Below are 19,604 nucleotides of genomic sequence, written 5' to 3'. Positions count from 1 at the left end.
GCCCCCGCGGGTTGGGCAATTGCCGCCGGCTACCGGGCCCCTACCAGCCGAGCGCCTGGGCGCGGCGGCGGATCTCGGTTTTGCGGCCCTCGCGCAGCGCGTCGATGGGCCGGCCGGGTAGCGAGTCATCGGCGGTGAAGAGCCAGACCAGGGCTTCCTCATCGCTGTAGCCGGCGTCGGACAGCACCGCCAGGGTCCCCTTGAGGCTTTCGAGCACGGTCCCGCCGACCAGGAACGCCGCCGGCACCGAGCGGATCCTGCGCTCCCCCACGCGCGCCTCCACCAAGGCGCGTTCTTCGAGCAGGGCGTGCACCTTTTTAATGGAGACGTCCAGTTGTTCGGCGACGTCGGGAAGGGGCAGCCAGTCGGTAATCAATTCTTCAAGTTCACTCACCGTATAAGGGTGCCACGGCAGCCCCCGCGGAGCCATTTCCTTTTCGACACGCCGCCTTCATTCTTCATTCTCCGCCGGTGGCTTTTGTGTTATGCGTCAATAGTGTAAATTCACTTGAGTAACAGCTTTCACATCGATAACAAACGGCACACCAGTACCACTGTGCGGCCCGTTGGGGGACGCTCGCCAGGCCGCAGAACAAGGATGAGGGACACCAATGACCGATCAGCGCCCGATCACGCGCAACGACCGCAGCCAGCCCCGCCGGGTACTACTGTCCGCGGCAGCAACCGCGGCGATTCCCGCCGTCGTGCTGTCCTCCGCTGCCTTGGCCATGCCCGCCCAGGCAGCCGAGCTGCCGCCGCGCTCTGCGCTGCAGCCCAAGGCGGCGATTCCGGGCGTTACGGTTCCGGCGACCGCTTTCATTCCCGCTTCCCAGGTTGCCGCCCGATTGCCCGCTTCCCTGCGGGCGCAGAACACTCCCGCCGTCCATACGGTGAGGGCCGGCGAGACGATCAGCGGCATCGCGGCCCGGTACGGCCTCTCCACGCAGAAGGTACTGTCGCTGAACGGCCTCAGTGCCAGCACCATCATTCACCCGGGGCAGAAGATCAAGCTGGGCGGCTCGGCCGCCAAGTCCTCCGGCAACGCCGCGAAGCAGTCCTCGTCGGGTTCCGGCAGCTACACCGTCAGGTCCGGCGATACCCTCTCGGGCATCGCCGCCAAGCACGGCATGAGCCTGGGCGCCGTGCTCTCGGCCAACAACCTCAAGATCAGCTCGATCATCTACCCGGGCCAGAAGATCTCGGTCAACGGCGGCGCCGCCCAGGTCTCGGCCGCCTCAACCGTTACCCGTGCGAAACCTTCCACCAAAACCGTCGCCGGTACCGGCAGCTACACGGTCAAGTCGGGCGATACCCTCTCCGGGATTGCCGCCAAGCACGGCATGGGTTTGGGCGCCCTCCTCTCCGCCAACAACCTCAAGATCAGCTCGATCATCTACCCGGGCCAGAAGATCTCGGTCAACGGCGCGGCCAAGGCCTCCAGCGCCTCCGCCCCGGCCGCGCAGGCGAAACCTTCCACCAAGGCGGTCGCGCCCTCCGGCACCGGCAGCTACACGGTCAGGCCGGGCGATACCCTCTCCGGGATTGCCGCCCGCCACGGCATGAGCCTGGGCTCCGTCCTCTCCGCCAACAACCTCAAGGTCACCTCGGTCATTTACCCTGGACAGAAGATCAAGGTGAGCGGTTCGTCGGTCACCAGCGCGTCGGCGTCGTCCAAGGCACCGGCCAACAGCGCCGCAGCCACCGGCGGGGGCAGCTATACGGTCAAGTCCGGCGATACGCTGTCCGGCATTGCCGGCAAGCTGAACGTGACCCTGTCCAGCCTGCTGCAGTCCAGCGGCCTGAAGTCGACGTCGATCATCCACCCGGGCCAGAAGATCACCGTCCCCGGCGGTGCGCAAACCACGACGTCGAGTGTGGGCACCGCGTCGGCCCAGCCGCTGGTTCCCAGTACCTTCCTGCACTACACCTACCCGGCCGCGGTGGTGGGCAAGGCGAACGAGAACAAGCGCCTGCTGCTCTCCACCCCGCAGCCCACCCAGGCGCAGATGAAGGACATCATCGCCGAGACGGCCGTCAAGATGGGGGTGGACCCGCGGCTCGCCCTGGCGCACGCCTACCAGGAATCCGGCTTCCAGCAGGACGCCGTGTCCCCGGCCAACGCGATCGGCGCCATGCAGGTCATTCCGTCCTCGGGCGAGTGGGCCTCGACCCTGGTGGGCCGCAAGCTCAACCTGCTGGATCCGTACGACAACGCAACCGCCGGCGTAGCGATCATCCGGTCCCTGGTGAGCACCAGCCCGTCCCTGGACATCGCCATTGCGTCCTACTACCAGGGCCAGTATGGCGTGATGACGTACGGCATGTACAAGGATACGAAGGCCTACGTGGCCGCGGTGAAATCGCACATGAAGAAGTTCTAGCGGCCACCGCCCCCGTGGCAAAAGGACCCGAATCGCAGTGTTGATTCGGGTCCTTTCGCTCATCGGACTTAGGATCATAGAGTGCAACCGGCAACTGATTCACTGGTCGGCGCCCTGATCGACGGGCGCTACCGGGTTGCCTCGCGCCTGGCGCGCGGCGGGATGTCCACCGTTTACCTGGCGTCCGACACCCGGCTGGACCGCAATGTGGCGCTCAAGGTCCTCTATCCCTACCTGGCGGAAGACGCCGGCTTCCTGGAGCGGTTTGAACGCGAGGCCAAGTCCGCGGCCCGGCTCTCACACCCCCATGTGGTGGGCGTCTACGACCAGGGCATCGACGGCAACGTCGCCTACCTCGCGATGGAATACGTGCCCGGACACACGCTGCGGGACCTGCTCGACGAGTCCGCTCCGCTGACGCCGCGGCATGCGCTGGCTGTCCTTGATCCTGTGATCGAGGGGCTCGCCGCAGCGCACGCCGCCGGTCTGGTGCACCGGGACATCAAGCCGGAGAACGTGCTGATGTCCGACGACGGGCGGGTCAAGCTCGGAGACTTCGGCCTGGCACGCGCCGTGACCACCAGCACCAACACCGGGTCCCTGATCGGGACGGTGGCGTACCTGCCGCCCGAATTGGTGACCGGAACCGCGTCCGACGAACGCAGCGATGTCTACTCGGTGGGCATCATGCTGTTCGAGATGCTGACCGGGCGTCAGCCGTTCACCGGCGACGTGCCGATCCAGGTGGCATTCCAGCACGTCAATTCCACCGTCCCTGCGCCGTCGACCCTGGTTCCCGGACTGGCTCCCGACCTCGACGAACTGGTGCTCTGGTGCACCGGGTCCGATCCGGACCAGCGGCCGGTGGACGCCGCCGCGCTGCTGGGTGAACTGCGGCACGTGCACAAATCCCTCAGCGACGCCCAGCTGGATGCACGGCCTCCCCGGGCCGAGCCGGCGGGAACATCATCCACCCAGGTCATCCCGTCCGATCCGCACCGCACCACCGTCATCTCCCGCTCCGCAAACCACACGCAGGTTTTCAGCGCCGGCGAGGCCGCCGCGGCGGCACCGGCCGCCCAGCAGCGCCCGCTCTCCGCCCGCGAATCCAAGAAGCGCCAGCGGGAACTCGCCCGCCAATCGCGGCGTCCCGAACAAAACCTGCGCCGCGGAAATCCCCGGCGCCGGGGCATCATCTGGATTGTCGTGCTGGCCATCCTGGCCGCCTTGGTCGCAGCCGCAGGGTGGTTCTTCGGCATGGGGCCCGGCGCCATTGTTTCCGTGCCCGACGTTGCCGGCAAGCCGGTGGCCGAAGCCGAAGGCATGCTCCGGGAACAGGGGCTGGAGTACACGCTCGAGGAAGTCTTCGACGAGAAGTTGGCCGCGGGGGTAGCCGTCGGCACGGAACCCGATGCGCCCGTCGAAGTCCGTCGCTTCGAGCAGGTGGCCCTCGTGGTCTCGAAGGGCCCGGAACTCTTCGGCGTGCCCCCGTTGGCGGGCCTGAGCGTGGAGGAGGCCACCGCCGCGCTGAAGGAGGCAGGGCTGACCGCCGGCGATGTCAAGGAGAAGTACGACGAAGAAGCAGCGGCGGGTACCGTCCTCGGCCACAAACCCGGCGAGGGCGAACAACTGCGGCGAGGCACCGCCGTCGGGCTCACGGTCTCCAAGGGGCCGAAGCCCTTTAGCGTGCCGCAGGTGGTGGGCCAGCCGCAGACCGAGGCCGCCGCAGCCCTGGAGGGCGCCGGCCTGAAGGTGGAGGTGGCCCCGGAGGCCGTGTTCGACCGCAACGTCCCGGCCGGCTCGGTCGCGGCGCAGACGCCGGCCGAAGGCCAGGTCATTCGCGGTGACACCGTGACGCTGACGCTTTCCAAGGGCCCGCGGATGGTCGAAGTTCCGGACACCGTGGGCCGGCAGGTCGACGACGCGAAGCGTGCGCTGGAGGACCTGGGCTTCGAGGTGAAGGTCAAGGAGTTCCTCGGCGGCTTCTTCGGCACCGTGCGGACGCAGGACCCGGACAGCGGATCGCTGCCGGAGGGATCGGTCATCACCCTGACCGTGGTGTGACGCCGTCCCGGGCGCGAGCAAGAGCCTGAGCCGGCGGACGGACGCCCACGCCGACCGCATCCCGTGAAGCCGGAAGGCCCGGAACCTTGTTCACCTGGTTCCGGGCCTTCCGTGCCCCCGTCCTGAGCAGCGCGGGACGGCGGGCGTGCGGCCGGCTACCGCTGGCGGGAGAGCGCCCCCGCCACCAGGAACGCCATCTCCAGGGACTGCATGTGGTTCAGCCGCGGGTCGCAGACGGACTCGTAGCGGTCCAGGAAAGCGTTCTGATCGATGGGATCGGCGCCGCCCAGGCACTCCGCCACGTCGTCGCCGGTCATTTCCACGTGCAGGCCGCCCGGGAAGGTGCCCAGTTCGTGGTGCACGTCGAAGAAGCCGCGCACCTCCTCGATGACGTCGTCGAAGTTCCGGGTCTTGTAGCCGTTGGGCGAGGTGACCGTGTTGCCGTGCATGGGGTCGGTCACCCAGAGCACCTTGGCGCCGCTCTCGGTGACCCGCTTTACGAGCTCCGGCAGCTTGTGGCGGATGTTGCCGGCACCCATCCGCGTGATGAAGGTCAGCCTGCCCGGCTCGCGCTCGGGATCCAGTTTGTCGATCAGCCGCAGGGCGTCGTCGGCGGACGTGGTCGGGCCCAGCTTGACGCCGATGGGGTTCCGCACCCGGGACAGGAAGTCCACGTGGGCGCCGTCCAGCTGGCGGGTGCGTTCACCGATCCAGAGGAAATGCCCCGAGGTGTTGTAGGGCAGGCCCGTCCGCGAATCGATGCGGGTCAGCGCGCGCTCGTAGTCCAGCACCAGCGCCTCGTGGCTGGCGAAGAACTCGACCCGCTTGAGGGCGTCGAAGTCGGCGCCGCAGGCATCCATGAACTTCACGGCGCGGTCGATTTCGCGTGCCAGTGACTCGTAGCGCGAATGCGCCGGGTTGGCCGTGAAGCCCTTGTTCCAGTGGTGCACCAGGCGCAGGTCGGCGAAACCGCCCTGGGTGAAAGCCCGAATCAGGTTCAGGGTGGAAGCGGACGTGTGGTACGCCTGCACCATCCGGCTGGCATCGTGGGCCCGGGACTCGGGGGTGAATTCGAAGCCGTTGACCATGTCGCCGCGGTAGGCCGGCAGGGTCACGCCTTCACGGGTTTCGTCGTTGGACGAGCGGGGCTTCGCGAACTGCCCGGCCATCCGGCCCATCTTGATCACGGGCAGCGAGGCGCCGTAGGTGAGCACCACGGCCATCTGCAGGATGGTCTTGACGCGGGCACTGATCTTGTCGGCGGTGGCCGCGCCGAAGGTTTCGGCGCAGTCCCCGCCCTGGAGCAGGAACGCCTTGCCGTCGGCGGCCAGGGCCAGACGCTCCCGCAGGACGTCGACTTCCCCGGCAAAGACCAGCGGCGGCAGGGAGTTTAGCTCGGCAACGGAGGACGCGTAGACCGAGGGATCGTGCCAGGTGGGCTGCTGCACCACCGGCAGCTCTCGCCAGTCATCCAGACCGGGATAGTCCGCTGCCGTCGGCAGCTGGTCGGGAACGGAAGAAATGAAGGTTGTATCGGTCACCCTTCAATCGTAGACCTGCGGCTTCGCTGGCTTCACGTGCAGGGGTCACGGGCCGCCACACGGGCGTCACATTCCGACGGGCGTCAGCGCCGGCCCTTCCGGCCGGATCGCGGGACTGCTCCCCCGGCGTCCGGGAGGCCCCCGGCGTCCGGGAGGCCGCCGGCGTCCGGTCCTTCCGCCGCGGCCGCGCCCGCTCCGCCGCTGTGCCCGGCGGTGCTGTCGGACGCGCTGCCGGACGCGCTGCCGGGCAGGGCGCCGGAGGGCGTGGCCGCTGCGGCGTGGCCGGCGGCCTGCCCGTCCGCCTCGGGCTGTTCCTGCCCCAACCCGGCGGCGGCAGGCTCAGGCCCTGCGGCGGCGGCAGGCTCCCGTCCCGCGGCGGGGTCCGCTCCGCCGATGACCGTGATGGCGCCGGGCGCTTTGGCCTTCGGAGGTTCCGGTTGCTCCGGCGGCAGGCCGACGGCGGCGTGGCGCTGGTTTTCGGCCTTGGCCGGTTTGCGGGCGGTCAGCTTGGCCTTGACCGTGCTGGCGTACGAATCGACGTATTCCTGGCCGGAGAGCCGCATGATCTCGTACATGATCTCGTCGGTGACCGAACGCTGGATGAACCGGTCGTCTTCCAGCCCCTTGTAGCGGGAGAAGTCCAACGGCTTGCCGATGATGATGCCCACCCGGCGGATGTTGGGGATGCGCCGGCCGATGGGCTGAACCTTGTCCGTGCCGATCATCGCCACCGGGATCACCGGCACGCCGGTGTGCAGCACCAACTTGGCCACGCCGGTCTTGCCGCGGTACAGCTTTCCGTCCGGTGACCGGGTGCCCTCCGGGTAGATGCCCAGCAGGCCGCCGTCCTGCAGCGCGTCCCGTCCCGCCAGCAAGGACGTGGCCGAGGCCGCTCCGCCGGATCGGTCCATCGGAAGCTGGTTGGTCATCCTGAAGAAAGCCGCGGTGAGCTTGCCCTTGGCGCCTTTGCCGGTGAAGTACTCGCTCTTGGCCAGGAACACCACGGGCCGGGGCACCGCGAGGGGCAGGAAAATCGAATCGGAGAAGGAAAGGTGGTTGCTGGCCAGCACCGCGGGGCCGCTGTCGGGAATGTTGTCCAGCCCCTTGACCCATGGCCGGAAGAGTAGCCGGACCACCGGTCCTACGACGATGGTCTTCATGAACCAGTAGAACACGTGTGCCTTTCCGTTCCGCCGCCGCCGGCCGCTTTACCAATACCGCTTGAGACTCTACTCCAGCTTTGGCTTTGCGTGGCTGCGCGGGATGGGGGTGCCGGAGAAAGGAACCGGTCGGCTATTGATGGCCGAACGGCTCCCGTAATGACACGATAGTGCCATGACTTCTGTTGCCGACGGCGTCTTTTCCAGCCCCGGGCACGGCCCGAATTCCCGCGTCGGCGTCGTCCTGCTGCATGGTTTCACCGGTTCCCCGCGCAGTATGCGGGGGTGGGCGGAAAGCCTGGCCGATGCCGGCTTCGGAGTACGGTTGCCGCTGCTGCCCGGTCACGGCACCACGTGGCAGGACTTGGCCACATCCCGTTGGCAAAGCTGGTACGGGGCGGCCGAGCAGGCCTTTTCGGAGCTCGCCCGCGAGCGCAGCCACGTCTTCGTGGCCGGTCTGTCCATGGGCGGAGCGTTGGCGTTGCGGCTGGCCGCGCACCGTCCGGTCTCCGGCGTGCTGCTGGTCAACCCGGGTCTGACCATCGCGGACCGGCGCGCTCCGCTGTCGGGCCTGTTGAAGTATGTCCTGCGGTCGGTGCCGGCCATTGGCAACGACATCAACAAGCCGGGCATGGATGAGGGTGCCTATGAACGCACCCCGGTGGCCGCCGCGCACCAGCTGGGCCAGCTCTTCAAGACTGTCGTGGCCGACCTGCCACGCGTCACTGCTCCTACGCTCGTCTTCCGCTCCGCGGTGGACCACATAGTCCCGGAATCTTCCATGGATGTGCTCCGGCGGCGGATTGGCACGGACCGGCTGGAGGTGGTGCCGCTGGCGGACAGCTATCACGTGGCCACCATGGACCACGACGCCGAGCTGATCTACCGCCGGTCCGCCGAATTCATTCACGCCACTGCGGCCGCGTCTCCGGGGCAGACGGGAGCAACCCATGCCCGGGCATGACCAGGACCGGGACGACGCCGCCTGGCAGGATCTGGTCGCCCGGCTGGAAGAGACAGACTCCGGCAACGCGGACGGCATGCCCCCGGAGCGGCCCGCGGCCGGCAACGGCGGCGATGCCCAGCGCCTGCGCGAGATCTTCGAGAACCGCCTGCCGGAGGTCCCGGCGGATGAAGCGCCGCCCGGGCCGCGGGATTACACCGTCGCGGAACCGGACGACGACGAGGGCTACGTCCCGCCGGAACCTGCCCCGCTGGGCGCCGGCGAGCCGCTGCTGGTGCTGGCCTGGATCGGTGCCGTGGGGGCCCCGCTGGGCCTGCTGCTGACCGCCATGTTCTGGCCGGGCGCCCCCTTCACCGCGGTGCTGGCGCTGGTGGCCCTCTTCGTGGCCTCTGCGGCTTACCTGCTCTTCCGCCTGCCCACGGAACGCGACGGGCACGACGACGGGGCGCGCGTCTAGCGCCGGCCGTGGAATCAGACGGAGGCCCCGCGGGCGAGGTCCGCGGCGCCGATCATCCCCGCCTTCGGTCCCAGGCCGGCCGCTCGAACCTCAGCCACCGGCCGGAACCCGCGACCGGTCAGGTTCCGCTGCAGCGCATGGCGGGCCGGCTCCAACAGCAGGTCACCGGCTTCGCACAGCCCGCCGCCGATCACGAACAGCCCGGGATCCAGCGCCGCGGCAAGATTGGCCAGCCCCAGCCCCAGCCACTCGCCGGCCTCTTCCAGCAGCCGGACGCTGGCGGGGTCGGCGCGTTTCGCCTGATCCGTGACCACCGCGCCGGTGATGTCTGCCACCGTTCCGCCGACGGCCTCCAGCCAACGCTGCGCCACGGGCGAGTTCGCCGCGGCCAACTCCCGGGCCTCCCTGCCCAGGGCGTTGCCCGAGGCGTACTGCTCCCAGCAGCCGCGGTTTCCACACGCGCAGCGGTGCCCGCCGGGCATAATGACCTGGTGCCCGAATTCCCCGGCAACACCCCACCGGCCCCGCTCCAGCCGGCCATCCATCACCATCGCCCCGCCGATGCCGGTGCCCAAGGTGATGCAGACCAGGCGCCGCTCTCCCGTCCCGGCGCCAAAGCGGAACTCCCCCCAGGCGGCGGCGTCGGCGTCGTTGACCACTTTGACGGGCCGGGCCAGCAGCCGCTCCAGGTTGTCCCGCAGCGGTTCATTCCGCCACGCCAGGTGCGGGCTGAACAGAACCGTTCCCCCGGCAAGGTCCATCCACCCCGCCGCTCCGACGCCCACTGCGGCAACGTCGTGCTCGGAAGCCAACTCCCGCACCATCGCCGAGATAAGGTGTTCCACGTGCCGCGGATCGTGTCCCGGCGTGGGACGGACCAGCTCCGCCACTACGCGCCCGGTCCGGTCGACGGCCCCGGCGGCCACCTTGGTGCCGCCGATGTCTATGCCCACCGCCAGGGCGCTGTTCTCCACCCCACCATCTTAGGCAGCCGCTCGCGGCGGGCCTGCCGGGCCAGGGAAGGCCCGACCGTTACCGTTTCGTAGGTTACCTGCCGGTATCCGTTGTGATTTAGGTTATAGGCTAAAAGCACCCTCCGTCAGGGAGGCTATACAGAGCTGGCCACAGCTGAGGAAGTGAGGAGCTATCGTGCGCGAATACAGCGTGCCCGTCCTGGTTGACGTTCCGCGGGAGGCCAATATCGCCGGTCTGGTGGTTGAACAGGCGCAGAAGGCATCGAATCCGGCCCTGTTTTCCCGCAAGGACCCGTCCGGGACGTGGCAGGACATCCGTGCCACTGAGTTCCTCGCGGATGTGACCCGGCTGGCCAAGGGGCTGGTCTCCAGCGGTGTTCAGCCGGGCGACCGGGTGGGCATCATGGCCCGCACCCGCTACGAATGGTCCCTGGTGGACTTCGCCATCTGGTTCGCCGGCGCCGTGTCGGTGCCGATTTATGAGACCTCCTCCCCCAGCCAGATCGCCTGGATCCTCGGCGACTCCGGGGCTGTGGCAGTCTTCGCGGAAAGCGCCTCCCATGAGGCGAAGGTCCGCCAGGCCGCCCTCAACGAAGGCTTGGAGGACCTGAAACACGTGTGGCAATTGGGCGAGGAGTCGCTGGACGCGCTCCGCGCCGCGGGCCGGGAGGTGCCCGACGCCACGGTGGAGGAACGCCGCACGGCGGCGAATCTGGACGATCTGGCCACGATCATCTACACCTCCGGCACCACCGGCCGACCCAAGGGCTGCGAACTCACCCACGGAAATTTCGTGGAGCTGTCCAAGAACGCCGCGGCGGCGCTGCCGGACGTCGCCCACGAGGGCGCGCAGACCATCATGTTCCTGCCGCTGGCCCACGTCTTCGCCCGGTTTATCTCCGTCCTGTGCGTCGCCGCGGGTGCCACCGTGGCGCATACGCCGGACATCAAGAACCTGCTGCCGGATCTGCAAAGCTACCGCCCGACGTTCATCCTGGCTGTCCCGCGGGTGTTCGAAAAGGTCTACAACAACTCCATGCTCAAGGCGGAGGATGCCGGCAAGGGCAAGATCTTCCACGCCGCCGCGGACACGGCCGTCGCCTGGTCCCGGGCCGACGAGGCCGGCAAGGTGCCGCTGATGCTCAAGCTCAAGCACAAGCTCTTCGACAAGCTCGTTTACCACAAGATCCGCGAAGCGATGGGCGGTCGGGTCGAGCACGCGGTCTCCGGCGGCGGCCCGCTGGGCGAACGGCTGGGGCATTTCTTCCACGGCATCGGCCTTCTGGTGCTGGAGGGCTACGGCCTGACCGAAACCACGGCCCCGGTGTCCGTCAACACCCCCAAACTGGTCAAGATCGGTTCGGTCGGGGCTCCGCTGCCCGGAAACGCGGTCAAGATCGCCGACGACGGCGAGATCCTCGCCAAGGGCGTCTGCGTGCTGCGCGGCTACTACAACCGTCCCGACCTCACCTCCGAGGCCTTCGAAGACGGCTGGTTCCGCACCGGAGACATCGGCGAACTGGACGCTGACGGTTTCCTGCGCATCACCGGCCGGAAGAAGGAAATCATCGTCACCGCCAGCGGCAAGAACGTCGTCCCGGCCCTGCTTGAAGACCAGATCCGCGCCGATGCGCTGGTCTCCCAGTGCGTGGTGATCGGCGACAACCGGCCGTTTATCTCCGCGCTCATCACGTTGGACGAGGAGGCCCTGCCCGGCTGGCTGGACCGCCACAACCTGCCGGCCGACACCACCATGGACCAGGCAGCCGACCACGAAGTGGTGAAGGAGGCGGTCCAGTCGCTCATCGACCGCGCCAACCAGACCGTCTCCCAGGCGGAAGGGATTAAGTCCTTCCGGATCATCCCGTCCGACTTCACGGAAGCATCGGGGCACCTGACCCCGTCGCTGAAGATCAAGCGGGCGCAGGTGCTGGCCGATTTCGACGACTACGTGGAGCAGATTTACGCCGGCGTGCGTCAGTAGCTTCGACGAAACAGGCAGGGCCGCGGCTTCCACGCCGCGGCCCTGCCTGTTTCCCCCCGAAGGTTGCCTCGGGCCTACGCCGGGTCGATGACCAGGAGCAGGTCCCCGCCCTGGACCTGTTCGACGGCGGAGACCGCCAGCCGCGTGACGGTGCCTCCGGCGGGAGCGGTGATGCCGGCTTCCATCTTCATGGCCTCGATGGTGGCCACCGTGTCGCCCGCCTTAATGGTGTCGCCGACCTTGGCGAGGACGGTGACGGCGCCGGCGAACGGAGCCGCCACGTGCCCCGGCTGCGCGGGATCGGCCTTCTCGGCGACCTTGACTTCGGATTCCACGCTGGCGTCGCGCACCATCACATTGCGCTGCTGACCGTTGAGCGTGCAGTGCACGGTGCGCATGCCCTTCTCGTCCGGCTCGGAGATGGCCCCGAGCATGGCGATCAGGCGGACGCCCTTCTCAAGCTCGATCACGTGTTCGGTTCCCGGCTGCAGCCCGTACAGGTAGTCCAGCGTGTCCAGCACGGACACGTCGCCGTACATGTCCCGGATCTTCTCAAACTCCTTGGCCGGGCCGGCAAACAGCAGCCGGTTCAGGGCCGCGCGCCGGGTCGCCGAATCCGCGGCCAGCGCCGCCGAGTCCTCGGCCGTCAGCTCCTCGTCGCGCCGCTTGATGGTGCGGCCAGCCAGGGCCTTGGTGCGGAACGGCTCGGGCCAGCCGCCGGGAGGATCGCCCAGCTCGCCGGAGAGGAAGCCAATGACGGAATCGGGGATATCGTACTTCCCGGGATCGGACGCGAACTCCTCCGGATCAACGTTTGCGCCGACCAGCTGGAGGGCCAGGTCGCCCACCACCTTGGACGACGGGGTCACCTTCACCAAGCGGCCCAGGATCTTGTCCGCGGCGGTGTACATGTCCTCGATCGCCTCGAACCTCTCCCCGAGTCCCAGCGCGATGGCCTGCTGCCTCAGGTTGGAGAGCTGGCCGCCCGGAATCTCGTGCGCGTACACGCGGCCGGTCGGCCCCGGCAGCCCCGACTCGAACGGGGCGTAGACGCGGCGGACCGCCTCCCAGTAGGGCTCCAGCGAGCCGACGGCGGCCAGGTCCAGGCCGGTGTCGCGTTCGGTGTGCGCCAGCGCCGCGACGAGCGCCGACATGGGCGGCTGGCTGGTGGTGCCGGCCATGGCCGCGCTGGCGACGTCCACCGCGTCTGCACCGGCATCCACGGCGGCCAGCAGCGTCGCCAGCTGGCCCCCGGCCGTGTCGTGGGTATGCACGTGCACCGGCAGATCGAAGCGCTCGCGCAGCGCCGTGACCAGCTTCGCCGCGGCCGCCGGACGCAACAGGCCGGCCATGTCCTTGATTGCCAGGATATGCGCCCCTGCCTCGACGATCCGCCCGGCCAGCTCCAGGTAGTAGTCCAGCGTGTACAGGTCCTCCGTCGGATCCAGCAGGTCTCCGGTGTAGCAGAGCGCTACTTCGGCCACGGCGGTTCCCGTCTCCCGCACCGCCCGGATTGCCGGCTCCATCTGGGAGACGTCGTTGAGCGCATCGAAGATCCTGAAGATGTCGATGCCGGTGGCGGCAGCTTCCCGGACGAACGCCGTGGTGACTTCCTCCGGGTACGGGGTATAGCCGACGGTGTTCCGCCCGCGCAGCAGCATTTGCAGGCAGATGTTCGGCATCGCCTGGCGCAGCGCCGCCAGGCGCTCCCACGGGTCCTCGCCCAGGAACCGCAGCGCGACATCGTAGGTTGCGCCGCCCCACGCCTCGACCGAGAGCAGCTGCGGGGTGAGGGCCGAAACGGCGGGTGCGGCGTTGAGCAGGTCCTTGGTGCGTACCCGGGTGGCCAGCAGCGACTGGTGGGCGTCACGGAAGGTCGTGTCCGTGACCGCCACGGCTGTCTGGGCCCGCAGCTCGGCCGCAAACTTCTCCGGGCCCAGTTGCTGCAGCCGCTGCCGGGAGCCGGACGCCGGAACGGCCGTCAGGGCACCGGTGGCCTCCAGCGCCTGCCTGGCGGGTTCGGGCAGCTTCTCCACCGGTGCCGTGGACACTGGCAGCTCGCCGTGCGGTTTGTTGACGGTGACGTCCGCCAGCCAGGTCAACAGCTTGGTCCCGCGGTCCGCCGAGACCCGGGCCTTGAGCAGTTCCGGCCGCTCGTCGATGAATGAGGTGGCGACGTTGCCGGCCAGGAAGTCCGGGTCCTCCAGCACCGCCTGCAGGAACGCGATGTTTGTGGAGACGCCGCGGATGCGGAACTCGGCCAGCGCACGCCGGGCGCGGGCGGCCGCCGTCGCGAAGTCGCGGCCGCGGCAGGTGAGCTTGACCAGCATCGAGTCAAAGTGCGGGCTGATTTCGGCCCCGGTGTAGATGGTGCCGCCGTCCAGCCGGACACCGGCGCCGCCGGCCGACCGGTAGGCGGTGACCTTGCCGACGTCGGGACGGAAGCCGTTGGCCGGGTCCTCGGTGGTAATACGGGACTGCATGGCCGTGCCGTTGACGGACACGGCCTGCTGGGACAGGCCCAGGTCGGCCAGGGTCTCGCCCGCGGCGATGCGCAGCTGGGACTGTACCAGGTCGACGTCGGTGATCTCCTCGGTCACCGTATGCTCCACCTGGATGCGCGGGTTCATCTCAATGAAGACATGCTGCCCGGCCCGTTCACCGACCGTGTCTACCAGGAACTCGACCGTGCCGGCATTGGTGTATCCGAGCGCCTGTGCGAACGTGACCGCGTCCCGGTACAGTGCCTGCCGGATGCCCTCGTCCAGGTTGGGTGCGGGGGCGATTTCGATGACCTTCTGGTGCCGGCGCTGGAGCGAGCAGTCGCGTTCGAAGAGGTGCATGACGTTGCCCTGCCCGTCGGCCAGGATCTGCACCTCGATGTGGCGCGGCCGCAATACGGCCTGTTCAAGGAAAACGGTCGGATCGCCGAAGGCCGTGTCGGCTTCCCGCATGGCAGCCGCGAGGGCGTCCGGGAGATCCTTGCGGTTGTCGACCCGGCGCATGCCGCGCCCGCCACCGCCGGCAACCGCCTTGACGAAGATCGGGAAGCCTATCTCCTCGGCTTCGGCCAGCAACTTCTCCGGATCGGCACTGGGCTCGGTGGACTTCAGCACCGGGATCCCGGCCCGGCGGGCCGCCTGCAGGGCATGGACCTTATGACCCGCGAGCTCCAGCACATCGGCCTTGGGGCCGACGAAGGCGATGCCGGCACCGGCAGCGGCGCGGGCCAGCTCGGGATTCTCGGACAGGAATCCGTAACCCGGGTAGATGGCGTCCGCGCCCGACTCCTTGGCGACCCGAATGATTTCGTTGACGTCGAGGTAAGCCCGGACGGGATGCCCCTGCTCGCCGATCAGATACGCTTCGTCGGCCTTCAGCCGGTGGATCGAGTTGCGGTCTTCATACGGGAAGACAGCCACCGTTTTGGCGCCCAGTTCGTAGGCCGCGCGGAACGCCCTGATGGCGATTTCGCCACGGTTGGCTACCAAGATCTTTTCGAACATTTCACTCCTGCATCGTTGCCGGGTCCGGACTTTGGGGGCGAAGCACCGACCGTCCGGCGCCGGCGCCGGCGGACTCAGTGAGCCAAGTCTCACGGACTGCGAGCCGGGCTGGCAAGCCAGTGTTGCACAGATCACGCGCCGCGGCGGTCCTCACGGGCCGCATGTTACGGCGCAAGCTGCGAAACGCCCCGGCGGCGCGGGTGGCACGGTGTGCTGCGGCGCTCCACTTATGATGAATAGGGTGCCGTGAAGACTTATCCGGCGCAGAAGCCCCACGACTCGATACGTTAGGTTTTGGTTTTTACGTGCAAGTAGTGAGCATCAGCAGCCTCAAGGGCGGGGTCGGCAAGACCTCGGTCACGCTGGGCCTGGCCTCTGCGGCGCTGGCAGCGGGAATCCCCACCCTGGTCATCGACTTGGATCCGCATGCTGACGCGACCACGGGATTAGGCGTCAAGCCGTCCCGCCAGACCGACGTCGGCCGGCTCCTCAAGAACGCGCGCAAGGCCGACCTGCGGGCCAACGTCGCCCCGAGCGGCTGGGTGGCCTCGGCGGATCCCGGCAGCGCGCCGGCTTCCGGCCGGAAGGTTCTCGATGTCGCCATCGGCTCCGCCTACTCCGGCATCTACGACCGGCCCGATTTGAGCCGCCGGGACCTGCGCAGGCTTTCGACCGTGCTCTCCCGCGTGAATGACTACTCGCTGGTGCTCATCGACTGCCCGCCGTCGCTCAACGGGCTGACGCGCATGGCGTGGACGGCGAGCACGCGGGTGCTGCTCGTGGCCGAGCCGAGCCTCTTCTCGGTGGCGGGCACCGAACGCACCATGCGCGCCATCGATTTGTTCCGGGAGGAATTCGCCCCGGACCTGAAGACGGCCGGGGTGGTGGCCAACCGTGTCCGGCCCAGCTCCAACGAACACGGTTACCGGCTGGCCGAAATGAAAACCATGTTCGGCGACCTGCTGCTCTCCCCCACCATCGCCGAGCAGGCGAACTGGCAGCAGATCCAGGGGGCAGCGCATTCCGTCCACCAGTGGCCGGGTGAATCGGCACGGCAGGCGGCCGCGCTTTTCGACGAGCTGCTCAAGAACTTGACCGATTCCGGCCGGATGCGCAGCCGTGCGCTCCGCCGCCAGCCCATCTGACAACAGGTCCCGGACCGGGCGGCGGGTCCGCCCGGGCCGCACCTTACACACGGGATCGCGATACACGGGTTCGCGCCTTTAATCAGCGGGAGGGGCCCCGGTTTCCCGGAGCCCCTCCCGCTGTTATGTCCTGTGTGCGGTCAGCTGATCTTGCGCGCGGCGCGCCGGCGGCTCAGCTCGTCGTCGGGAAAATCCTGTTCCTCTGCGGCATGTTCGCTGGGGAGCTCCGCGAGGCTGCCTTCGACCTCTCGCCACACCCGGCCGACGGCGATGCCGAAGACTCCCTGTCCGCCCTGGACCAGGTCGATGACTTCGTCGGCGGAGGTGCACTCGTACACGCTGGCGCCGTCGCTCATGAGGGTAATCTGGGCCAGATCTTCCACGCCGCGTTCACGCAGGTGGCCAACGGCGGAGCGGATCTGCTGCAGCGAGACGCCGGTGTCGAGCAGTCGCTTGACCACCTTCAGGACCAGGATGTCGCGGAAGCTGTAGAGGCGCTGCGAGCCGGAGCCGGACGCGCCGCGGACGGCAGGTTCCACCAGTCCGGTGCGTGCCCAGTAGTCCAACTGCCGGTAGGTGATGCCGGCTGCCTTGCATGCTGTGGGACCGCGGTAACCGGCGTCCTCGTCCAGCACGGGCAGGTCTTCGGTGAACAGCAAGCCCTGGGCACTTGCGGGTATGGCAGCGCCGGTCTGCAGAGCGTGCGGCATCTCGCCTGCATCACCTTTAGGACTCACGTGAACCCTCCTTGTCGAAGTTCCCTGTGGGGAATGAGCTTCGCAGTCAGCCCAGAGGTCTGGTCTAAGTCTGCCTTGAGATGGCCTGCGGTGCAATGGGAACTGTATGCTTCGACGTTAGAACGGCGGGGGCCGCCGGTCAAAGACGCTGGCCTTTTTGCTGCGGCGTGTCGGATGCCCCGGAGCCGGGCCGGGCGTTTCGGGTGCCGGAACCAGATGCCGGCGACGGCTATTTCTCGAAGTCCTCGGGCTCCACGTCGGCGAGGAATTCCCTGAACTCGCGCAACTGGCTTTCCGCGTTCTCCTGCGCCGGGCCGTCGGATTCCTCGTCGTCGGCCGCTTCGGCGATCTTGACCCCGGCCTCGTCCATTACTTCGTCCGCACAATAGATCGGGCAGGGCACGCGCAGTGCCACCGCGATGGCGTCCGAGGCGCGGGAGCTGACTGTCACCCCGCCGTCAAACACCAGCTCGGCAAAGAAGACGGTGTCCTGGACCGTCACCAGGCGGACTTCGGTGATCCGCCGGCCGAGCACGTCCACGACGTCGCGGAGCAGGTCGTGGGTCATGGGGCGCGGCGGTTTGATGCCCTGCTGGGCGAACGCAATCGCGCTGGCTTCCGGCGCGCCGATCCAGATGGGTATGTGCCGTTCGCCGTCGGTTTCCTTGAGCAGCACCAGCGGCTGGTTCGACGGGAGTTCAATGCGGACTCCGACAACCTCGAGTTCGAGCATGGCTTCTCCGTTCAGCGGTCCATCTGGGCCAGGTGCCCGTGAACCAGCGCCGTATGCAGGTTCAGGCACAGATCGCTGATTTCCTTGGCCGCCTCCGCGGCGCGGGCCCGGGAGGCGACGTCGCGCCGGGACGCCAGCGGGGCCACCGCACGCTCCACCAGCCCGACCTCGCGGTCTGCGGCGGCCCGGAACGGGCGGAGGTGCCGAGGTTCGATGCCATGGCTGCCCAGCTGCCTGCAGGCGCGCACGACCTTGAGTGCGTGTTCGTCGAAACAGGCGTCCTGGGCGTGGATCAGGCCGTAGGCCAGAAGGTCGTCCACGAGTTCCGTGGACGCTCCGCTGGCCTGCAGGAGCTCGGCCCGGGTGAGCGCCCGGCCGCGTCCATTTAGTTCTGCCGCCAGCGGCTCCGAGACCATCCGGGGGGCCAAGGTCATACCGCCGGGCAGGGCCTCCGGCCGCTCACCGCGATCGATCGCGTCCAGATAATCCTTGATGACCTTGAGCGGCAGGTACTGGTCGCGTTGCAGGGCCAGCACGAAACGGAGGCGTTCTACGTCCTGGCCGGTGTACTTCCGGTAGCCGGCCGGCGTGCGCTGGGGGCTGATCAGCCCCTTTTCCTCCAGAAACCGGATCTTGGAGGCCGTGATCTGCGGGAAATCCTCCGTCAGCTGTTGCAGCACCTCGCCGATATTGAGGACGCTGCTGCGGTACCCCTCCCGGGACGGCCCGAGGGTGCGCCGCGCTGGCTGGGACCCGGGCACGGGTTAGCCCTGCCCCTTTGCCGCCGTGCCTGCGTAGTAGGTGAGGCGGAACTTGCCAATCTGCACCTCATTGCCTGTCCGCAGCTGCAGGCTGTCCACACGGTCGTTGTTCACGTAGGTGCCGTTGAGGCTGCCGGAGTCCACCACCATGAAGCCGTCGCCGGAGCGGCGGAATTCCGCGTGCTTCCGCGACACCGTGACGTCGTCAAGGAAGATGTCCGCTTCCGGGTGCCGGCCGGCGGTGGTGACGTCCTGGTCCAGCAGGAACCGGGCCCCGGCGTTCGGGCCGTCGTGGGCTATCAGCAGCGCCGACCCGGCCGGCAGCGCGATCACCGATGCTTCCTCTTCGCGGGAGAGCCTCGGTTTGGCGACGTGGGCCAGGGTCTGCGGCGGCAAAAAGATGGATGTGGTTTCCGCGTGCGCCTCCGGGTTCCGGCTGTCGCCGTTCCCGTTATCCGTGGCGTTGCGAGCTTCGCCCACCATCAATAGTTCCTCCCGTAAAAATGTAGCGGCCAACCGGTTCAGGACCGGTTGGCCGTCGAGTGGCTCCGGTAGCTCCTAGCCTACCTGCTGTTCATACTCCGGGGCACTGAGCAAGGTCTCCAGCGCCGCCGGATCCGACAGCTTGACCTCCAGCAGCCACCCCTCCCCGTACGGATCGGAGTTGATCAGGGCCGGGTCGGTTTCCAGGGCGTCGTTGACGGCCGCGACCTCACCGCTGACGGGAGCGTAGATGTCGCTGACGCTCTTGGTCGATTCCACCTCGCCGATGACCTCGTTGGCGGTGATGGAGGAGCCGGCTTCCGGCATCTGCACGTAGACCACATCGCCGAGGGCGTCCTGCGCAAAGTCGGTGATACCCAGGCGCACCGTGCCTTCGGCCTCGGCGGCAGCCACCCACTCATGCTCGGCTGTGTACTTCAGGTCGGCAGGAATATTGCTCATCGGTTGCCTTTCTCGCACCATGGACGGCCAGTTGCTCCGGCAAGGATCCGTTCCCCGCCATCGCTGAAAGTATAGGCATACAGGGCCTTGCACAAGCCAATGGAAAAGGGACCCGGTCCTCGCGGACCGGATCCCTTGCTGTCGGGTTGACAGGATTTGAACCTGCGACCCCTTGACCCCCAGTCAAGTGCGCTACCAAGCTGCGCCACAACCCGAAGTTCCGCCTTCATGCAACCGGCGGAACCACCTCAA

General features: G+C 68.0%; 15 protein-coding genes, 1 tRNA gene and 1 pseudogene. 6 read left to right on the top strand and 11 right to left on the bottom strand.

Annotated features, from left to right (window positions below; genetic code table 11):
* Positions 1–40: 40 nt before the first annotated feature.
* The gene (locus AC5RWG_RS00200) at positions 41–430 is read right to left on the bottom strand and encodes an Rv2175c family DNA-binding protein (protein ID WP_494166205.1); all 390 of its coding nucleotides are present in this window, start codon (positions 428–430) and stop codon (positions 41–43) included.
* Between the two features lie 181 nt (positions 431–611).
* On the opposite strand from AC5RWG_RS00200, the gene AC5RWG_RS00195 reads away from it, so the two are divergent.
* Both AC5RWG_RS00195 and pknB read left to right on the top strand, forming a co-directional pair.
* Complete coding sequence (locus AC5RWG_RS00195) at positions 612–2,381, top strand: LysM peptidoglycan-binding domain-containing protein (RefSeq protein WP_494155796.1); 1,770 nt, start codon at positions 612–614, stop codon at positions 2,379–2,381.
* 81 nt (positions 2,382–2,462) lie between these two features.
* On the top strand, positions 2,463–4,445 hold the full coding sequence (pknB, locus tag AC5RWG_RS00190) for a Stk1 family PASTA domain-containing Ser/Thr kinase (RefSeq protein WP_494166204.1): 1,983 nt from the start codon (positions 2,463–2,465) through the stop codon (positions 4,443–4,445).
* A 155-nt stretch (positions 4,446–4,600) separates the two neighbouring features.
* Here pknB and AC5RWG_RS00185 read toward each other — a convergent pair whose 3' ends face one another.
* Positions 4,601–5,986, bottom strand: coding sequence for a class II 3-deoxy-7-phosphoheptulonate synthase (locus AC5RWG_RS00185; protein WP_493999453.1), 1,386 nt, complete (start codon positions 5,984–5,986; stop codon positions 4,601–4,603).
* Positions 5,987–6,474: 488 nt separating this feature from the next.
* Positions 6,475–7,161: pseudogene (locus AC5RWG_RS00180) on the bottom strand (lysophospholipid acyltransferase family protein); the annotation flags it as partial.
* Positions 7,162–7,321: 160 nt separating this feature from the next.
* Between AC5RWG_RS00180 and AC5RWG_RS00175 the strand changes: the two are divergent.
* Entirely contained in the window at positions 7,322–8,110 is a 789-nt protein-coding gene (locus AC5RWG_RS00175; RefSeq protein WP_493999452.1) for an alpha/beta hydrolase, read from the top strand.
* Complete coding sequence (locus tag AC5RWG_RS00170; RefSeq protein ID WP_493999451.1) at positions 8,097–8,567, top strand: hypothetical protein; 471 nt, start codon at positions 8,097–8,099, stop codon at positions 8,565–8,567. Before AC5RWG_RS00175 ends, AC5RWG_RS00170 begins: the two co-directional genes overlap by 14 nt.
* Positions 8,568–8,581: 14 nt before the next feature.
* Here the strand turns inward: AC5RWG_RS00170 and AC5RWG_RS00165 are convergent, their stop codons facing one another.
* Positions 8,582–9,541, bottom strand: a complete 960-nt coding sequence (locus tag AC5RWG_RS00165) for an ROK family glucokinase (protein WP_494109141.1) — start codon at positions 9,539–9,541, stop codon at positions 8,582–8,584.
* 175 nt (positions 9,542–9,716) lie between these two features.
* Between AC5RWG_RS00165 and AC5RWG_RS00160 the strand changes: the two genes are divergently transcribed.
* Positions 9,717–11,525, top strand: coding sequence for an AMP-dependent synthetase/ligase (locus AC5RWG_RS00160; RefSeq protein WP_493999449.1), 1,809 nt, complete (start codon positions 9,717–9,719; stop codon positions 11,523–11,525).
* 74 nt (positions 11,526–11,599) lie between these two features.
* On the opposite strand, the gene AC5RWG_RS00155 is transcribed toward AC5RWG_RS00160, so the two are convergent.
* Complete coding sequence (locus AC5RWG_RS00155) at positions 11,600–15,031, bottom strand: pyruvate carboxylase (RefSeq protein WP_494166203.1); 3,432 nt, start codon at positions 15,029–15,031, stop codon at positions 11,600–11,602.
* A 305-nt stretch (positions 15,032–15,336) separates the two neighbouring features.
* Here AC5RWG_RS00155 and AC5RWG_RS00150 point away from each other — a divergent pair, with 305 nt between their 5' ends.
* Positions 15,337–16,176 (top strand): ParA family protein, encoded by an 840-nt coding sequence (locus AC5RWG_RS00150; protein ID WP_493999447.1) that lies wholly within the window; start codon positions 15,337–15,339, stop codon positions 16,174–16,176.
* A 140-nt stretch (positions 16,177–16,316) separates the two neighbouring features.
* On the opposite strand, the gene AC5RWG_RS00145 is transcribed toward AC5RWG_RS00150, so the two are convergent.
* The 6 genes from AC5RWG_RS00145 to AC5RWG_RS00120 form a co-directional block, all read right to left on the bottom strand.
* Positions 16,317–16,913, bottom strand: coding sequence for a MerR family transcriptional regulator (locus AC5RWG_RS00145; RefSeq protein WP_493999446.1), 597 nt, complete (start codon positions 16,911–16,913; stop codon positions 16,317–16,319).
* Between the two features lie 229 nt (positions 16,914–17,142).
* A complete protein-coding gene (locus AC5RWG_RS00140; RefSeq protein ID WP_493977982.1) occupies positions 17,143–17,646 on the bottom strand; it encodes a bifunctional nuclease family protein in 504 nt (167 codons plus the stop codon).
* Positions 17,647–17,657: 11 nt separating this feature from the next.
* Positions 17,658–18,407, bottom strand: a complete 750-nt coding sequence (ftsR, locus tag AC5RWG_RS00135; RefSeq protein ID WP_494166202.1) for a transcriptional regulator FtsR — start codon at positions 18,405–18,407, stop codon at positions 17,658–17,660.
* Positions 18,408–18,410: 3 nt separating this feature from the next.
* Complete coding sequence (locus tag AC5RWG_RS00130) at positions 18,411–18,890, bottom strand: FHA domain-containing protein (RefSeq protein ID WP_493999444.1); 480 nt, start codon at positions 18,888–18,890, stop codon at positions 18,411–18,413.
* 75 nt (positions 18,891–18,965) lie between these two features.
* Entirely contained in the window at positions 18,966–19,352 is a 387-nt protein-coding gene (gcvH, locus tag AC5RWG_RS00125) for a glycine cleavage system protein GcvH (RefSeq protein ID WP_493999443.1), read from the bottom strand.
* A gap of 141 nt (positions 19,353–19,493) precedes the next feature.
* Positions 19,494–19,567: transfer RNA gene (locus AC5RWG_RS00120), tRNA-Pro, on the bottom strand.
* Positions 19,568–19,604: the final 37 nt, after the last annotated feature.

The organism is Arthrobacter sp. Y3221160 (assembly GCF_059092585.1).
This window is presented reverse-complemented; position numbering and strand designations above follow the sequence as displayed.

Coding starts and splice junctions, on each gene's coding strand:
- AC5RWG_RS00200 (WP_494166205.1), bottom strand. CDS start 430: ATGGCTCCGCGGGGGCTGCCGTGGCACCCTTATACGGTGAGTGAACTT.
- AC5RWG_RS00195 (WP_494155796.1), top strand. CDS start 612: ATGACCGATCAGCGCCCGATCACGCGCAACGACCGCAGCCAGCCCCGC.
- AC5RWG_RS00175 (WP_493999452.1), top strand. CDS start 7,322: ATGACTTCTGTTGCCGACGGCGTCTTTTCCAGCCCCGGGCACGGCCCG.
- AC5RWG_RS00170 (WP_493999451.1), top strand. CDS start 8,097: ATGCCCGGGCATGACCAGGACCGGGACGACGCCGCCTGGCAGGATCTG.
- AC5RWG_RS00155 (WP_494166203.1), bottom strand. CDS start 15,031: ATGTTCGAAAAGATCTTGGTAGCCAACCGTGGCGAAATCGCCATCAGG.
- AC5RWG_RS00140 (WP_493977982.1), bottom strand. CDS start 17,646: ATGCTCGAACTCGAGGTTGTCGGAGTCCGCATTGAACTCCCGTCGAAC.
- AC5RWG_RS00130 (WP_493999444.1), bottom strand. CDS start 18,890: ATGGTGGGCGAAGCTCGCAACGCCACGGATAACGGGAACGGCGACAGC.
- gcvH (WP_493999443.1), bottom strand. CDS start 19,352: ATGAGCAATATTCCTGCCGACCTGAAGTACACAGCCGAGCATGAGTGG.